Genomic DNA, 15,606 nt, shown 5'->3' on the forward strand with positions numbered 1-15,606 from the left:
AGCCCTCTCTCTAACTCTGATGTTCCTACTAGCCATCCGACTAAGCTGGCAAACAACGCCAGCCAAGTCGCTGGTTATCTCCCGCAGGCGGGAAAAAGAACAAACGAGAAAAGCAATTTTCAACTCTGCCCATGATCCGGGGCGCGCATTATAAACTTCCGGACGTCAAAGACAAACTTCCAGATTATCGATCAAACGGGTCTTGCCCAAACGCGCAGCCGCCAATATCACCAGCTTACGTTCCTCCATTCCCGGAACGCCCAGATCGGCTTGCTTGCGTACCGCAACATACTCCACTTGCCACCCGCGCTTGGCGAGCGCCGCACTTGCACCCTGCTCCAGCGCTGCATAGTCGGCAGCCCCACCCGCCAGCGCTGTTCCCATCCCACGTAATGTTTGACTCAGTAATACGGCTTCGGTTCGCTCGGCATCTGACAGATACTGGTTGCGCGATGAAAGCGCCAGCCCGTCCGCTGCGCGCGATGTCTCCGCGCCGACGATTTCGATGGGGAGGTTGAGCTGGGTAACCATTTGTCGGATAACGGTAAGTTGCTGATAGTCCTTCTTGCCGAAGATGGCAACCTGTGGCTGCACCAGATTGAACAGCTTCAGCACGACCGTTGCCACGCCCTGAAAATGTCCCGGACGGAACTCGCCGCATAATTCCCTGGAAATGGGCGGTGGCTCGACAAAGATCGTTTGTTTTTCGGGATACATCTCCTCGACTGCCGGCGCAAACACGACATCAGCCAGCCCCTGCAGCTTCGCGCAATCTGCATCCAGCGTGCGCGGGTATTTGTCGAAGTCTTCGTTGGGGCCGAACTGTATCGGGTTGACGAAAATGCTGACAACAACACAGCTGCCGCGTTGCCGCGCAATGCGCACCAGTTCGATATGCCCCTCATGCAGATTGCCCATGGTTGGCACAAAGGCGACCGATTGCTCGCCCGCCAGTCTTGCGCGAAGTTCGGATACGGAATGAACGAGCTGCATCAGAAGCTATTTTCCACAGCGGGAAACGCACCAGACTTCACTTCGGCAACGTAGTTCGCCACTGCCTGCGCGATGGAAGTCGCACCCTGCATGTAATCCTTGACGAAGCGCGCCTTCTTGCCGGGATAGATGCCCAGTATGTCGTACACCACCAGCACCTGTCCGGAACAATCCGCGCCCGCGCCGATGCCGATGGTGGGAACGCCGAGTTGCGCGGTGACTTCCGCCGCCAGCGCGGCCGGTATGGCTTCCATCAACACCATGCCCGCGCCCGCCTGCTGCAGTGCCAGTGCATCCTGCAGCATTTTTTGCGCGGCAACATCGCCCTTGCCCTGCACCTTGTAGCCGCCCAGCTGGTGCACCGATTGCGGGGTAAGACCGAGATGGCTGCATACCGGGATGCCACGCGAAGTCAGGAAATGCACAGTCTCGACCATCTCTGTGCCGCCTTCGATCTTGACCATCTGCGCACCGGCCGCCATCAGCTGCGCCGCATACGCGAATGTTTCGCGCGGGCTGGCTTGCGAAGTACCAAAAGGCATATCGACGATAATGAATGCCTGCTCCGACCCGCGCACCACGCACTCCGTGTGGTAGACCATATCCTCGATAGTGACCGGCAGGGTCGTCTCGTGGCCCTGCAATACCATGCCGAGAGAATCGCCTACCAGCAGCACATCCACACCCTGCGTTTCGAGCAGCGTGGCAAAACTTGCATCGTAACAAGTCAGCATGGCGATCTTCTCGCCCTTGTTACGCATGGTCTGCAATGTCGTGAGGGTCTTTCGCATCATGCACCTACGTTGAAATATTCGCGGCGTCCGCGCATCCTGGATATGCGGTCCAGCAACAGATTGAAGTCATCGTCATTATCCACAAAATTCAGGTGTTCGCTATTCACCACCAATAGCGGCGCTTCGTCGTACTGGTGAAAGAACTCGCCGTAACTGTTGGCCAGGCGCGTCAGATAATCGTCCTGGAGGGTCCGCTCGTAACGATTCCCGCGCCGCCGCACACGCTCGGACAAGGTGTAGGTGGGCGCCTGCAGGTAGATCACCAGATCGGGCGTGGGCGCCTGCGGCGACAGCCCCTGGTATATGGATTGGTACAGCTTGTATTCGTCGTCGCTCAGGGTCAGGCGCGCGAACAACTCGTCTTTTTCGAACAGGTAGTCGGAGACGGTGCGACTGCGGAACAAGTCCATCTGTGCCAGGTCGCGCGCTTCGTTGATGCGCTGGAACAGGAAGAACAGCTGCGTAGGCAGCGCATAACGCACCGGGTCCTGATAGAAGTTCGCCAAAAAAGGGTTTTCCTGCGGCTTTTCCAGCAAGGGCTGCACCTCCGCATAGTCTGCGAGACGCTGGGCAAGGCTGGTTTTGCCCACGCCGATGGGTCCTTCCACCACGATGTATCGATATTTTTCCAGAGGCATTCTTCAAGAATCCTTCAAATCATGACCACAAGCGCGACTTGTCGCCCTGACATCTCCGTGGCTAAACCAACCGTTCCAGTTGCTGATCCTTGCATTGCCTTGCCGCGGCAGCTGCTGTCCCGACACCCGGAATGTCTCTTTCCGGCGCGATCTCCAGCAAAGGTTGCAACACGAATGCGCGCAGGTGCATCTGCGGATGCGGGATGGTCAAACCATGCTCGTGATGAATCAGATCGTCATAAAGCAATACATCCAGATCCAGAGTGCGCGGCGCGTTGCAGAATTCCCGCGTGCGCCCCTGTTCAAGCTCCAGTGCCAATAGCGCATCCAGCAAGGCGCGGGGGGATAGCCCGGTCTCCAGCTGTGCAACGGCATTGATGAAATCCGGCTGTGCCAGAAAACCCACCGGTGCGCTGCGATACAGCGAAGAGCGCCGCGCGACCCGCGACTGCGCCAAATGATCCAGCGCATCCAGTGCACGCGAAACCTGCGCGACCGGATCGGCAAGGTTGCTGCCCAGCCCGATGAACGCGGTGTGCGGCCACGACGCGGTGGGGCGGAGCCCTTCTGTGCGGGAGTGGCCGCGGGGCGCCTCCTCCCGCAAATGGCCGGCTTCGTCGGTAACCTGTTGGAGATGCTCCATCACTCGATCGGCAGTTCAGATTGGGCGGCTGCACCGGGCTTCTTCGTGCGGCGGCGGCGTTTTTTGGGTCCGCCGGTATCCGGCAGCAACATCTCGGCACGGCGCTCGTCATTGGCATGCTGAAACTCTTCCCACCACGTACCCAGTTCCTCTTCCACTTCGCCGCTCTGGCAACGCAACAGCAGGAAATCATAAGCGGCACGGAAGCGCGGCAACGCCAGCAGGCGTATCGGACGCTGCCCGCCGCGCTGCTCGAAGCGCGGCTGCAGCAGCCACAGCTCCTTCATCACCGTGTCGTAGCGGCGCGGGATGGCGAGTTGCGCCCGCTGCCGCTCCAGCACCTCGTCCATCGCCGCATGCATCGCACCGATCGGCTTCTCTCCCGCTTCTTGCCTGGTTTTCCATGCCGCCAGCACCTCATGCCACAACAAGGCGGCGAACAGGAATGCCGGAGAAACAGGTTTTTCCTCGGCGATGCGCTGGTCGGTGTTCTGCAACGCCAGCATGACGAACTTCTCGCCCATCGGCTGTTCCAGGATCACATCCAGCATCGGCAACATGCCGTGATGCAGTTCCATGGCACGCAACTTCTTCACACAGGGCAAGGCTTGGCCGGACAACAACAGTTTGAGCATCTCGTCGAACAGCCGCGCTTCAGGCACATTGCTCAACAGCTCCTTCATTTTCGAGATAGGCGCGGCAGTGGACGGATCCAGTTTCATGCCCAGCTTGGCAGAGAGACGCACCGCACGCAGCATGCGCACCGGGTCTTCGCGGTAACGCACTTCCGGATCGCCGATCATGCGCAGGGTGTTGGCGCGGACATCTTCGTAGCCGTGGTGGTAATCGAATATCTCCTGCGTGGCGGGGTCGTAGAACAACGCGTTGGCAGTAAAGTCGCGGCGTGCCGCATCCTGTTTCTGGTCGCCGAATTCGTTGTCGCGCAGGATGCGCCCGTGTTCGTCCGTTTCCGCATCTTCCGCATCAATGGCGCGACGGAAAGTGGAAACCTCCACCGTCTCCTCGCCAAACATCACATGCACCAGCCGGAAACGCCGCCCGATGATGCGCGCGCGGCGGAACACGCGCTTCACCTCTTCCGGAGTCGCATCGGTGGCCACGTCGAAATCCTTGGGTTGGCGGTTCAGCAACAAGTCGCGCACCGCGCCACCGACCACAAAAGCCTGGAATCCCGCTGCCTGCAGCCCGTCTGTCACGCGCTTTGCGCCGTAGCTGATGCCGTCGCTGCTCACCTTGTGTTCGTCAAAGGGGATCACATGTGCCGCACCCACTACACGTACCGGAGCAGCTTTGCCGAATACCCGTTTAATCAGTCGTTTTATCATCGTCAGTAAAAGTTGAAATCGCCGCGGGGGCGGCGATTCTATGGACATCAGGCTTGATTATACACCGCCGCCTTCCGGCAGCCTTTCAACGCAGCGAGATGACCGCCCAGCCTTGTTCTTCGGCATGAGCGCGCAAGGTCGCGTCGGGGTCGACGGCAACCGGCTGTTTTACTTTGGACAACAACGGCAGGTCGTTCAGGGAATCGCTATAGAACCAGGACTGATCGAAGCTCCCCCAGTTCCAGCCGCGCTCTGCCAGCCAGCTTTCCATGCGCACCACTTTCCCCTCGCGAAAACTCGGCACGCCGGCGACGCGTCCGGTGAATTCTCCGTTTATCTGTTCAGGATCGGTGGCGATCAGGTACTCCACGCCGAATTCCCGCGCGATGGGCCCGGTCACGAAACTGTTGGTGGCAGTGACGATCACGCAGACATCACCAGTCGATTGATGCCTGGATACCAGATCGCGTGCTGCCTGCCCCATCATGGGACGCACCTTGCAACGCATGAACTCCTCGTGCCAACCATCCAGCACCTTGCGCGCATGGTGCGACAGCGGCTTGAGCTGGAAATCGAGGAATTCCGTGATATTCAGCGTGCCGGCCTTGTATTGCTCGTAGAACGCGAGGTTCTTCGCCTCGAACAGCTCGCGCTCAAGCACCCCCTGCTCGACCAGAAACTGCGACCACTCGAAATCGCTGTCGCCGCTCAACAGGGTATTGTCCAGATCGAATAAAGCCAGATTCACTGCTCTCTCCCAAAACAGGAAGCCAGGCCTGAACGCTACACGGCCTGGCTTCCGAACAGCCTGCTTGATGAATTTAGAATGCGTAACCGACGGCGACCGAAATCACCGGGTAGTACTTGAAGTTTTTCAGTTTGTCGTTCAGGTTGGCTTGTTCAACAGCCACTTGGCTATTGATCTGGGAAGCATTTCCGCCACCATTACCCGTATAGCTCAATGTTGCCTTGGGCGAGCCTTGGAACATGACACCGAAGTCGGACTTGAACGACAACCCCTTGTTTTTCGGTTGGCTGTTCCAGCCAAAACCCAGGTAAGGTGCGGCGCTGTTGAAAGCAACCTCGCCGTTCAATGTTCCAACTTGCGCGGCTGTAAAGGATTGTCCGTTAATCGTATAAGATCCGCCGGTGGGAGTGGCAGTCAAATTGAACTTGTTATTGTTGGACATGATACCCGCAGTCAGGTGCGTCGCCCCTCCGAACAAATGCCAATCCAGAAGCGCATCCAGGCTGGAAAGTTTCAGCTTCCCGTCATAGTTCAAGCTGCCCGAAGACGTGCTGAAACTCTTGTTGAATTCGTTGAAACCGATTCGTGCCACGATGGTGTCGGTCGTCTGGAATCCCATCCCCAAGCCCAAACCCAAAGTGGACACATGAGCTTCGACATCAGTCCCCGCAAAAGCCGGTACCGAGACTGCCGCCATTACTGCCGCACACAAGATTTGCTTCTTCATAATTCAGTTACCCCCCCATTTAAAAAATCAATTAATCATATTGGTTTTAATAAGTTGAACCCCCTCCGTAACCAATTCTCTCAGATTTGTAACGGAGTTGCTACACAGCCAAATCGCCGCGCATCACTTCCTTAAGCAACGGCACGGACGCGGCACGCTTCAGGCGCAGGCAATGTTCGTCCAGTGCATCCAGTGTCGCCAGCAAGGCAGGCAGATCGCGCCGCCCGTGGCGCAACAAATAGCTCGTCACTTCGTTCGGCAATTCGAAACCGCGTGCCCGGGCATGTTGCTGCAGGGCTTGCGCCTTTTCGGTATCGCTCAGCGCATGAACCTGATACACCAGACCCCAGCCAAGGCGGGTGCGCAAATCGTCGCGCAAGGACAGGAACGCGGGCGCTTGCATGCCGCTTGCGACCAGCATGCCGCCGCTTTCGCGCACCCGGTTATAGAGAGCGAACAAATCGATTTGCCTCCCCTCATCCAGCCTTTCAACATCGTCTATAGCGACTACCTGGGCGGCATCCGGCACTTCACCGCGGGCATAAAGCGCCGTCAGCCCCGATGCCCGTGCCTGTTCAACCACCGCCTGCAACAGGTGGCTCTTGCCGCTGCCGGTTTCTCCCCATATATACAGGCCGCGCTCGCCCTGCTCCGCTGCCGGCGCCCGGCGCAACACGGAAAGCAGTTCGACATTGCGCCCGGACACAAAATTGTCCAGTGTGGGTATCCATTCGGGGGCGATGCCCAGTAACAATTGCGTCATGGCTTGTTGTGCAGCTCTTTCGTCCGACAGTGTCCTTGCGCACGGCACGGAACGGCAGAGAGGGCTTGGCATTGCAAGGCAGCAAAGCGGGATGGGGTCATTTCGGGTAAAATTCACGGCTTGAAAACGTGCCGCACTTTACCTTTAAGAAAGCGAGAACTCAACTTGAGCCAGCCCACCAACAGCCTTTCCTACCGCGACGCCGGGGTCGACATCGACGCGGGCGACCAGTTGGTCGAGAACATCAAACCTTTTGCCAGGCGCACCATGCGCCCCGAAGTCCTCTCCGGTATCGGCGGTTTCGGCGGCCTGGTCGAGATCTCGAAGAAGTTCAAGGAACCCGTGCTGGTGTCCGGCACCGACGGCGTGGGCACCAAACTCAAACTGGCGTTCGAGCTGAACCGCCACGACACGGTCGGCATCGACCTCGTTGCGATGAGCGTGAACGACATCCTGGTACAGGGCGCAGAACCCTTGTTTTTCCTCGATTATTTCGCCTGCGGCAAGCTCGACGTGCCCGCCGCCACCGAAGTGATCAAGGGCATCGCAGCCGGCTGCGAGCAATCCGGCTGTGCCTTGATCGGCGGCGAAACTGCCGAGATGCCCGGGATGTATCCCGTAGGCGAATACGACCTCGCCGGTTTTGCCGTCGGCGTGGTGGAAAAGAGCAAGATCATCACCGGCGAGCATATTGTCGCGGGCGACGTGGTACTGGGCCTCGCTTCCAACGGCGCACACTCCAACGGCTACTCGCTGGTGCGCAAGATTATTGAACGCAGCAAACCCAACCTGAACGCCAAATTCGACGGCGAACGCACACTGGCGGACTGCATCATGGCGCCGACTCGTCTTTACGTAAAACCGTTGCTGTCGCTGATGCAGCAGCTCACCGTGAAAGGCATGGCACACATCACCGGCGGCGGCATCACCGAGAATGTGCCGCGCGTACTGCCCGCCAACGTGGTCGCCGACATCGACTCCGCAACCTGGCAGATGCCCAAACTATTCCACTGGCTGCGCGAAGGCGGCAACGTCGAAGCGCAGGAAATGTTCCGCACCTTCAACTGCGGTATCGGCATGGTGGTGGTGGTCGGCGCGCAGGATGCGAATGCCGCGATCGGGCATCTGCAATCGGCCGGTGAAACGGTATCGCGCATCGGCGTCATCCGCGCACGCAACGGCGACGAGCACCAGACCCAAGTCCGCTAAGCTGTGAAAAATATCGTCATCCTCATCTCCGGCCGTGGCAGCAACATGCAGGCACTGCTGGAGGCGAACCTGCCATGCAAAATCGCGGCCGTCATCAGCAACCGTGCCGATGCGCAAGGGCTGGAGATCGCCAGAATGCACGACATCCCGACCGCCGTCGTGGCCCACCGGGACTATCCGGACCGCGCATCCTTCGATGCCGCACTGGCGGCAGCGATCGACCGCCATGCGCCCGATGTGATTGCACTGGCGGGTTTCATGCGCATCCTCACCGACCATTTCGTTGAACGCTACCGCGGCAAGCTGGTCAATATCCATCCTTCATTGTTGCCGGCTTATCCCGGCATCGACACACATGAGCGCGCCCTGTCAGACGGCATCAAGATCCACGGCTGCACGGTGCACTTTGTCACGCCCACTCTCGATCACGGCCCCATCATCATCCAGGCGGCAGTACCGGTCATGCGAAGCGATACTCCGCAAACCCTGTCTGAACGCGTTTTGCACGAGGAACACCGCATCTATGCGCAAGCCATACGCTGGCTGTGCCGCGGCCAGGTTTGGTTGAATAAAGAAGGCCGTGTCTCCGGCAACCGTCTGGAGCAACCGGGCGCAGCACTCATCTTTCCGGGGTTGGAATAAGCCATGCGCACACTCGTCGCACTATTGTTATGTTGTATCGCTCCCGCGCTGTTCGCCACCCCGGTTGCGCGGCAAATCGAAGCCTCTTACGAAGTAACCACCCGGGGCGTCAAGATCGCCCTGGTTACAGAAAAGTTCATACGCACAGGCAATCATTACCGCATCGAGAGTGCCACCAAACCGCTTGGCCTTCTTGCCGTACTCAAGCCGGAAACGATCGCTGTCGTCAGCGAAGGCGACGTTACCGCACATGGCCTGCGTCCGCACACCTACACCTATAAGCGTTCCAAGGAAGCAATCAAGAACACCGCAGCAACCTTCGACTGGAAAAAATCCAATCTGGCACTCAGCGACCAACAAGGTCAGCGCACCGAACACTTACCCCCCGATACGCAGGACCGTTTGAGCGTGCTGTACCAGTTCCGTTATGTTCCACTGCTGCAGCAGCACAAAGAATTGACGATGCATATCACCAACGGCAGCAAGATCGATACGCGCCATTACCTGATACAAGCAGGGCAGATGCTGACCATCCCGACGGGTACCCTGGAGACACTGTACTTGAGCACCCCGGCGGAAGCGACTGCGTGGAAGACGGAGGTCTGGCTGTCGGTCAAGGACGGCAACTTTCCCTGCAAGATCATATTGACCGAGGATAACGGCGATCAACTGACCCAAGTCCTCACCGCGCTGAGCATCACGCAGTGAATTTCAAGCTGGACACCGCGCCGCGCCGCGTCGCGTTTGCCATCGTCGTCTCCTTGCTGTTGCACAGCCTGGTACTGTGGGGACCGAACATGCAGTTGCCGAATTTCAACCCCTCGTTACCGCAACTGACTGCAAAGCTTGAGGCGCTGCCTTCCGCCCCTGCAAAACCCAAACCGAAACGCAAAACCAGACCTGCGGCACAGAAGATCGAGGCGGCTCCTGCGCCAGAACCCCAGCCAGAACCCCAGCCCGAACCGCTGCCACAAGCCGTCACTCCGGCAGCAAGCACACCTGTTGCCGCAAGCGAACCCGCTGTTGCCAGCGCGCCCGTCGACACGGCGACACTCGCCGCCGACACCGACAAACCGACCGACCGGCCGCCGTTACCCATGCATGCACGCCTCACGTTTGCGATCAACAAGGGAACCAGCAACTTCCGTGTCGGCGAATCGATACACACGCTGGACATCGACGACGGCCGTTATGTGTTACAAGCCACAACCTCGACCGCCGGCATTGTCAAACTTTTCAAAAGCTACGAACTCGACCAGTACAGCAGCGGCCGCTACGGCAAGGACGGCCTGCAGCCGGATCTGTACTCGGAAGAGCGCAAGGAAAGGATCGGCAAGCAACGCAATGCGGTGGAATTCGACCACGCCACACAGCGCGCACGCTTCTCGAACGGCCTTGAAATGACACTGCCGCCGGAAACCCAGGATATCCTGAGCGTCATGTACCAGTTCCCCCCGCTGGCCCATACGGAGATCGCCGCCGTCTCCGTCGGCAACGGCAAAAAGATCGAACATTATCAATTCGAGGTTGGCGTCGACGAAACCATCGACACGCCGCTCGGAAAACTGCTGACCGTGCATCTGCACAAGATGCATGCTGCCAACGAAGAAGGCCTGGATATCTGGCTGGCACGTGAATACCGTTTGTTCCCGGTAAAATTGCGATTTACAGAAAAGAACGGCGAAGTCTCCGGCGAGGCTGTCATCACCGACATCCGCGTGTCGGAAGAAGAAGGAGTGAGAAAAGATGTTGCTAACTGAATACCGCCTCGACCTGGTCATACAGGCTTTGCGCAATGCGCTGAAAATGGAACATCCGGCCGATGCCGTGTTGCGCCATTTCTTCCAGGCAGAACGCATCGGTTCCAACGAGCGCTCGCTGGTGGCCGAAACCCTGTTCGGGGTATTGCGTCACCGCCTGTTGCTCGAATACGGCTGCACACTCGACAAAGGGCAGGCCACGGCACGCCGCATGACCCTGGCCTACTGGGTCAAGTTCGGCGGGTACAACCTGCGCGAACTGGAGCCGCTGCTCAAGGCGAAAGAAGCGGATTGGCTGGGCAGCGTAAAGAGCATCAACGCGAACGATCTGCCGCTTTCCATCCAGGCCGAGTTGCCGGAATGGATCGTCGACAAGCTGCGCACGCAACACAGCGACGCCGAGATCCTTGAACTGGGACGTTCCATGCAGCAGCCCGCCCCGCTCGATCTGCGCGTGAACACCCTGCTCGCCGGGCGAGACGAAGTGCTGCAGGCCCTGCAGGCTGACGGTCTGGATGCACAGGCCACGCCCTACTCGCCCATGGGCATCCGCCTCAAATACAAACCGGCGTTGAACAAACATGCGCTGTTCCTCACCGGCAAATTCGAGGTGCAGGATGAAGGCAGCCAGATGCTGGGATTATTGCTTGCCCCGAAGCGCAACGACATGGTGGTGGATTTTTGTGCCGGAGCTGGCGGCAAGACGCTGATGCTCGGCGCGATGATGAACTCGCAGGGACGCCTTTATGCCTGGGACGTTTCCGAGAAACGCCTCACCAACCTGAAGCCGCGCCTGAAGCGTTCCGGTCTGTCCAATGTGCAACCCCAGCTCATCGCGCACGAGAACGACAGCAAGGTGAAACGCCTGGCCGGCAAGATCGACCGCGTGCTGGTGGATGCGCCATGCAGCGGTTTGGGTACGCTGCGCCGCAACCCCGACCTGAAGTTCCGCCAATCGCCACAAAGTGTAGCCGAGCTGAATGTGAAACAGACAGCGATTCTGGATTCCGCCGCACGATTGCTGAAACAGGGCGGACGCCTGGTCTATGCCACTTGCAGCTTCCTGCACGAGGAGAACCAGGGCATCGTGCAGGCATTCCTCGCAACGCATCCCGATTTCGCCCTGCTGCCTGCAAGCGAAGTGCTACGGCAACAGCATATCGACCTCGCGATGGGCGACTATCTGCAGCTCAACCCGCAACAACACAATACCGACGGCTTCTTCGCAGCCGTGCTGGAACGCAAAGGTGCATAAAATACTGCTCGCCCCCAAGCACTTGTTGATTTAATTTATATATCAATCAGATAATTAGTATGCAGAACACGGTAAACTGGCCAAGGACAAATCGCTAAAATCAAACGTAACATGCCCGCAGGGAGGAATCGGGCAGGTTTACCATGAAAATTAAGGTACAGTTCGAAATCAATCTCGCGTCGACCCGGATAGCGGGACTGCGACTTTCCAGCCGGATGCTGAACCTGGCTGCCAATATCTTCGGAAAATGATGGTCATGGATATCTTCCCGAACTTGTCCGATTGGTCCCTGAGCAGGAAGCTCGTATTCCTCATCATGCTGAGCAGCACGATCTGTCTGCTGCTCGGCTTTTCCGCGCTGTTTGCCAGTTCCCTGCGCAGCAGCCAGAATGAATCGTTGCAACAGCTCTCCGGCATCTCCGAAATCCTGGCTGAGAATGCCCAGGCCGCACTGGTGTTCGACGACCGTAACGAAGCCAGGCGCATGCTCGAATCCCTGCAAGGCCATCGCGAGATCGACTCCGCATGGCTGCTGGATGCCAACGGCAATGCACTCGCCGCGTGGAGTCGCCATGGTGCAGCCAAACCGGCTCCTGCCGACTATCAAGTCGAAGCCCTGCAAACACGCTCCGAACTCTGGTCGAGGAGTGCCGACCTGTACCGCCCCATAACGCGCGACGGAGAACGGGTCGGCTACTTACTGTTGCATGCGGACCTTTCGGAGAGCTGGAACAACCATCTGATCGACCTGGAGACCGGGCTGGTCGTCGCAGCCCTGTCGCTGCTGGTGATCTACGTTCTGGCGATCCGTTTGCAAGGTGTCATTTCACAGCCCATACGGAACGTTGCCGATACGGCACGCACCATCGCCAGCGAAAAGACCTATGAACTGCGCGTACCACAGCATACGAACGACGAGATCGGCGAACTGATCATGGCGTTCAATCACATGCTGAGCGAGATCCAGGATCGCGACGAGAGCCTGCTGCGCCATCAGGACAGGCTGGAAAGGGAAGTGGGTAAGCGCACGGCGGAATTGGCCAAGACCCATGACGAGCTGGCGTTGGCGGCAAAAATATCCAGCCTGGGATACTGGGAATATAACGTACTCACCAGCGAATTCACCTTCAACGACCAGTATTATTCGCTACACTCGACCACCGCCCAGGAAGTCGGCGGCTATCGTCTTTCCTATGAGGATTTCGCCAGACGCTTTGTCCATCCGGAAGATGCTCATCGCATCAGCGACCATATCCAGCTGGAGCTCGATTCCAGGGAAGCCGATTTTGTGGTTGAAACCGAGGTACGCACTCTGAACGCAGACGGCAATATACGCTGGATGAGAATCCGTTTTAAATCGTTGAACGATGAGCAGGGGTTCAAATTCAAGCTGACCGGCGTCAGCCAGGACATCACCGAGAAAAAGCGTTCGGAAGAAACAATCTGGAAACAGGCCAACTTCGACCCGCTTACCGCCCTGCCCAACCGCCGCATGTTCCAGGACAGGCTCGAGCATGAGATCAAAAAATCCAACCGCGACGGATCGCCGCTGGCGCTGATGTTCATCGACCTGGACAAATTCAAGGAGGTCAACGACACCCTGGGCCACGACAAGGGCGATATCCTGTTGGCGGATGCGGCACAACGCATCGCCGCATGCGTGCGCGAATCCGACACGGTCGCCAGGCTGGGCGGGGACGAATTCACCGTCATCCTGCCCGAACTAAACGACCCGACGTGCATTGAGCGTATCGCACAGGCCATCATAGACACGCTGGTGGCCCCGTTCAAGATAGGCGGAGATACTGCCTATGTCTCCGCCAGTATCGGCATCACGCTTTATCCCGATGACGCGGCCAATCTGGAAATACTGATGAGCAACGCGGATCAGGCCATGTACGCCTCCAAGAGTGCCGGACGCAACCGTTACAGCTACTTTACCCACAGCCTGCAGGAAGCCGCATTGAAGCGCATGCACCTGATCAACGATTTGCGCGGTGCGCTCTCCGGCAACCAGTTCCGCCTGCATTATCATCCCATCGTCGAAATGGCCAGCGGCAGCATTCACAAAGCCGAGGCACTCATACGCTGGCAACACCCCACGCGCGGGTTGATCAACCCGGTAGAGTTCGTCATGCTGGCTGAAGAATCGGGAATGATCGTAGAGATCGGCGACTGGGTGTTCAGGCAAGCCGCCGTCCAGGTGCAGCGCCTGCGTGAGACACATCATTCCGAGTTCCAGATCAGCGTGAACAAATCGCCGATCCAGTTCCGCAACGACGACCGCTACTTCCAGGAATGGCTCCCCCATTTGCAGCAGCTGGGGCTGCCCGGGGAATGCATATCGATAGAGATCACCGAGGGGTTGCTGCTGGATGCAACGGACAATGTTCAGGCAAAGTTGCTCGACTTGCGCGATGCCGGTATCCAGGTCGCGCTGGACGATTTCGGCACGGGTTATTCCTCACTGTCCTACCTCAAAAAATTCGACATTGACTACATCAAGATCGATCGCAGCTTCGTGCGCAACCTGACCGCCACCTCGGATGATATGGCTTTGTGCGAGGCCATCATCGTGATGGCGCACAAATTGGGACTGAAGGTGATCGCGGAAGGAATCGAGACCGCTACGCAGCGCCATCTGCTTGCCGCGGCAGGATGCGATTATGGGCAAGGTCATTTCTTCTCGCACCCGCTCCCGGCACACGAGTTCGAGGCCATGCTCAAGACCTCGACGTACTGCGCTTAATGAAGAGATTGGTTGACGCTGATCAGATCTGCCTCGGCAAGATTGCCAGCGGCTGCTTTCAATCGCAGCTGGCTGACCAGGTAGCTGTATTGAGCCTGGAATAAATCGCGCTTTGTCGAAAATAATTGTTGCTGCGCATTCAGCACGTCCAGATTGGTGCGCACACCCACTTCATGTCCCAGCTTGCTGGCCTCCAACAGGCTTTCGCTGGATTTCAATGCCTGTTGCAACGCTTGTACCTGGGCGATCCCGCTGACCACGCCCAGATAAGCCTGACGGGTTTGCAGTTCGATATTGCGGCGCGTACTTTCCAGATCCTGTTTGGCTTTTTCGCGATTCGACTCGGCCTCGCGCCACCTGGATTGTATCGCTCCGCCCTGAAATAACGGAACGTTAAGCTGCACACCTATCGCAGTGCTGCGGGTGTCCATGGCGCCAAATACTCCGCCGGTCGCGGTGCTGGAACCGTAGCTCGCGACCAGATCTACCGTGGGCATGTCTCCGCCACGACTGCGCGCTACCTCCTGTTCTGCCAATTGATAGGCCGCCTCAGCCTGGACGATCTGGAAATTTCCCTGCTGCGAAACGGCGACCCACTTCTGCACATCGGTCGGATCGGGGGTTTCAAGCTTGAACGCGCCACTCAACACATTCAGTTGGTTGACCTCGGCATTGATCAATTTTTGCAGGGTGCGACGCTTGATCTCGAGGTTGCTGGCGGCAGCCAGTTCCTGGGCAACGATCAAGTCGAAACGCGCCTGCGCTTCATAAGTGTCCGTGACAGTGGCCGAACCCACCTCGAAGTTGCTTTTGGCCTGATCCAGTTGTTCCGCGATGGCGGTTTTCTGCGCCGCCGTCAGCTGCACAGTATCCTGGGCGATCAGCACGTCGAAATAAGTTTGCGCGCTGCGCATAATGACATCCTGCTCGGCGAGCTTGAACTGCGCTTCCGATATAGCCACCTGCAATTCGGACTGGTTGTATGCCGCCCAATTCTGCTCGCGGAACAGCGGTTGCACCAGATTGACGCCATAGCCGTGCGTGTTGTATCTCATACCCCCGCTTACGAAAATCGGAGACGCCGTGCCGTAGTTGATCGTCACATCGTTGCTGGTCGTATTCGCGTTGAAAGTGACGCTGGGCAGCAACAAGGAACGCCCTTGTATCAATTTCTCCATGCCCGCTTGCTGTGCGGCGCGGGCAGAGGCGAACACTGCGTCCTGATTTTGTGCCGCGCGGTAAATATCGACCAGATCAGCAGCTTGCGCCGGGGACTGCGTCCCCAGTGCCAGCAGGATGATCAATGTCACTTTGGTATATTTCAATGCGTGCTCCAATC

The 15,606-nt window shown here is 58.1% G+C and carries 16 protein-coding genes; 7 read left to right on the forward strand and 9 right to left on the reverse strand.

Features of this window, described 5'->3' with window-relative positions; genetic code table 11:
* Positions 1–165: 165 nt before the first annotated feature.
* The 8 genes from panC to hda all read right to left on the reverse strand — a co-directional run bounded on the left by panC (position 166) and on the right by hda (position 6,652).
* On the reverse strand, positions 166–993 hold the full coding sequence (gene panC / locus QOY30_RS12335) for a pantoate--beta-alanine ligase (protein WP_283744918.1): 828 nt from the start codon (positions 991–993) through the stop codon (positions 166–168).
* Positions 993–1,784, reverse strand: coding sequence for a 3-methyl-2-oxobutanoate hydroxymethyltransferase (panB, locus tag QOY30_RS12340; RefSeq protein WP_283746065.1), 792 nt, complete (start codon positions 1,782–1,784; stop codon positions 993–995). The genes panC and panB overlap by 1 nt, the downstream gene beginning before the upstream one ends.
* Entirely contained in the window at positions 1,784–2,425 is a 642-nt protein-coding gene (locus QOY30_RS12345; protein ID WP_283744919.1) for a deoxynucleoside kinase, read from the reverse strand. Before QOY30_RS12345 ends, panB begins: the two co-directional genes overlap by 1 nt.
* Positions 2,426–2,486: 61 nt before the next feature.
* Complete coding sequence (gene folK, locus QOY30_RS12350; protein ID WP_283744920.1) at positions 2,487–3,071, reverse strand: 2-amino-4-hydroxy-6-hydroxymethyldihydropteridine diphosphokinase; 585 nt, start codon at positions 3,069–3,071, stop codon at positions 2,487–2,489.
* Positions 3,068–4,414, reverse strand: a complete 1,347-nt coding sequence (pcnB, locus tag QOY30_RS12355) for a polynucleotide adenylyltransferase PcnB (RefSeq protein WP_283744921.1) — start codon at positions 4,412–4,414, stop codon at positions 3,068–3,070. The genes folK and pcnB overlap by 4 nt, the downstream gene beginning before the upstream one ends.
* An 85-nt stretch (positions 4,415–4,499) precedes the next feature.
* Positions 4,500–5,162: a histidinol-phosphatase gene (locus QOY30_RS12360; RefSeq protein WP_283744922.1), complete on the reverse strand. Its 663-nt coding sequence runs from the start codon at positions 5,160–5,162 to the stop codon at positions 4,500–4,502.
* A 73-nt stretch (positions 5,163–5,235) separates the two neighbouring features.
* A complete protein-coding gene (locus tag QOY30_RS12365) occupies positions 5,236–5,889 on the reverse strand; it encodes a hypothetical protein (protein ID WP_283744923.1) in 654 nt (217 codons plus the stop codon).
* A 100-nt stretch (positions 5,890–5,989) separates the two neighbouring features.
* The gene (gene hda, locus QOY30_RS12370; protein ID WP_283744924.1) at positions 5,990–6,652 is read right to left on the reverse strand and encodes a DnaA regulatory inactivator Hda; all 663 of its coding nucleotides are present in this window, start codon (positions 6,650–6,652) and stop codon (positions 5,990–5,992) included.
* Between the two features lie 165 nt (positions 6,653–6,817).
* Here hda and purM point away from each other — a divergent pair, with 165 nt between their 5' ends.
* The 7 genes from purM to QOY30_RS12405 all read left to right on the forward strand — a co-directional run bounded on the left by purM (position 6,818) and on the right by QOY30_RS12405 (position 14,267).
* On the forward strand, positions 6,818–7,861 hold the full coding sequence (gene purM, locus QOY30_RS12375) for a phosphoribosylformylglycinamidine cyclo-ligase (RefSeq protein WP_283744925.1): 1,044 nt from the start codon (positions 6,818–6,820) through the stop codon (positions 7,859–7,861).
* Between the two features lie 3 nt (positions 7,862–7,864).
* Positions 7,865–8,503, forward strand: coding sequence for a phosphoribosylglycinamide formyltransferase (gene purN, locus QOY30_RS12380; protein ID WP_283744926.1), 639 nt, complete (start codon positions 7,865–7,867; stop codon positions 8,501–8,503).
* 3 nt (positions 8,504–8,506) lie between these two features.
* Positions 8,507–9,211, forward strand: coding sequence for a DUF3108 domain-containing protein (locus QOY30_RS12385; protein ID WP_283744927.1), 705 nt, complete (start codon positions 8,507–8,509; stop codon positions 9,209–9,211).
* Positions 9,208–10,263, forward strand: a complete 1,056-nt coding sequence (locus QOY30_RS12390) for a DUF3108 domain-containing protein (RefSeq protein ID WP_283744928.1) — start codon at positions 9,208–9,210, stop codon at positions 10,261–10,263. The genes QOY30_RS12385 and QOY30_RS12390 overlap by 4 nt, the downstream gene beginning before the upstream one ends.
* Positions 10,250–11,518 (forward strand): RsmB/NOP family class I SAM-dependent RNA methyltransferase, encoded by a 1,269-nt coding sequence (locus tag QOY30_RS12395; RefSeq protein ID WP_283744929.1) that lies wholly within the window; start codon positions 10,250–10,252, stop codon positions 11,516–11,518. Before QOY30_RS12390 ends, QOY30_RS12395 begins: the two co-directional genes overlap by 14 nt.
* A 143-nt stretch (positions 11,519–11,661) precedes the next feature.
* The gene (locus tag QOY30_RS12400) at positions 11,662–11,769 is read left to right on the forward strand and encodes a YfiR/HmsC family protein (RefSeq protein WP_283744930.1); all 108 of its coding nucleotides are present in this window, start codon (positions 11,662–11,664) and stop codon (positions 11,767–11,769) included.
* A gap of 5 nt (positions 11,770–11,774) precedes the next feature.
* Positions 11,775–14,267 carry a bifunctional diguanylate cyclase/phosphodiesterase gene (locus tag QOY30_RS12405; protein ID WP_283744931.1) on the forward strand — a complete coding sequence of 831 codons (2,493 nt, stop codon included), beginning with the start codon at positions 11,775–11,777 and terminating at the stop codon, positions 14,265–14,267.
* Here QOY30_RS12405 and QOY30_RS12410 read toward each other — a convergent pair.
* Complete coding sequence (locus QOY30_RS12410; protein WP_283744932.1) at positions 14,264–15,592, reverse strand: TolC family outer membrane protein; 1,329 nt, start codon at positions 15,590–15,592, stop codon at positions 14,264–14,266. The genes QOY30_RS12405 and QOY30_RS12410 overlap by 4 nt on opposite strands.
* Positions 15,593–15,606: the final 14 nt, after the last annotated feature.

Origin of the sequence: Sideroxydans sp. CL21 (assembly GCF_902459525.1) — a bacterium.
GTDB lineage: Bacteria > Pseudomonadota > Gammaproteobacteria > Burkholderiales > Gallionellaceae > Sideroxyarcus.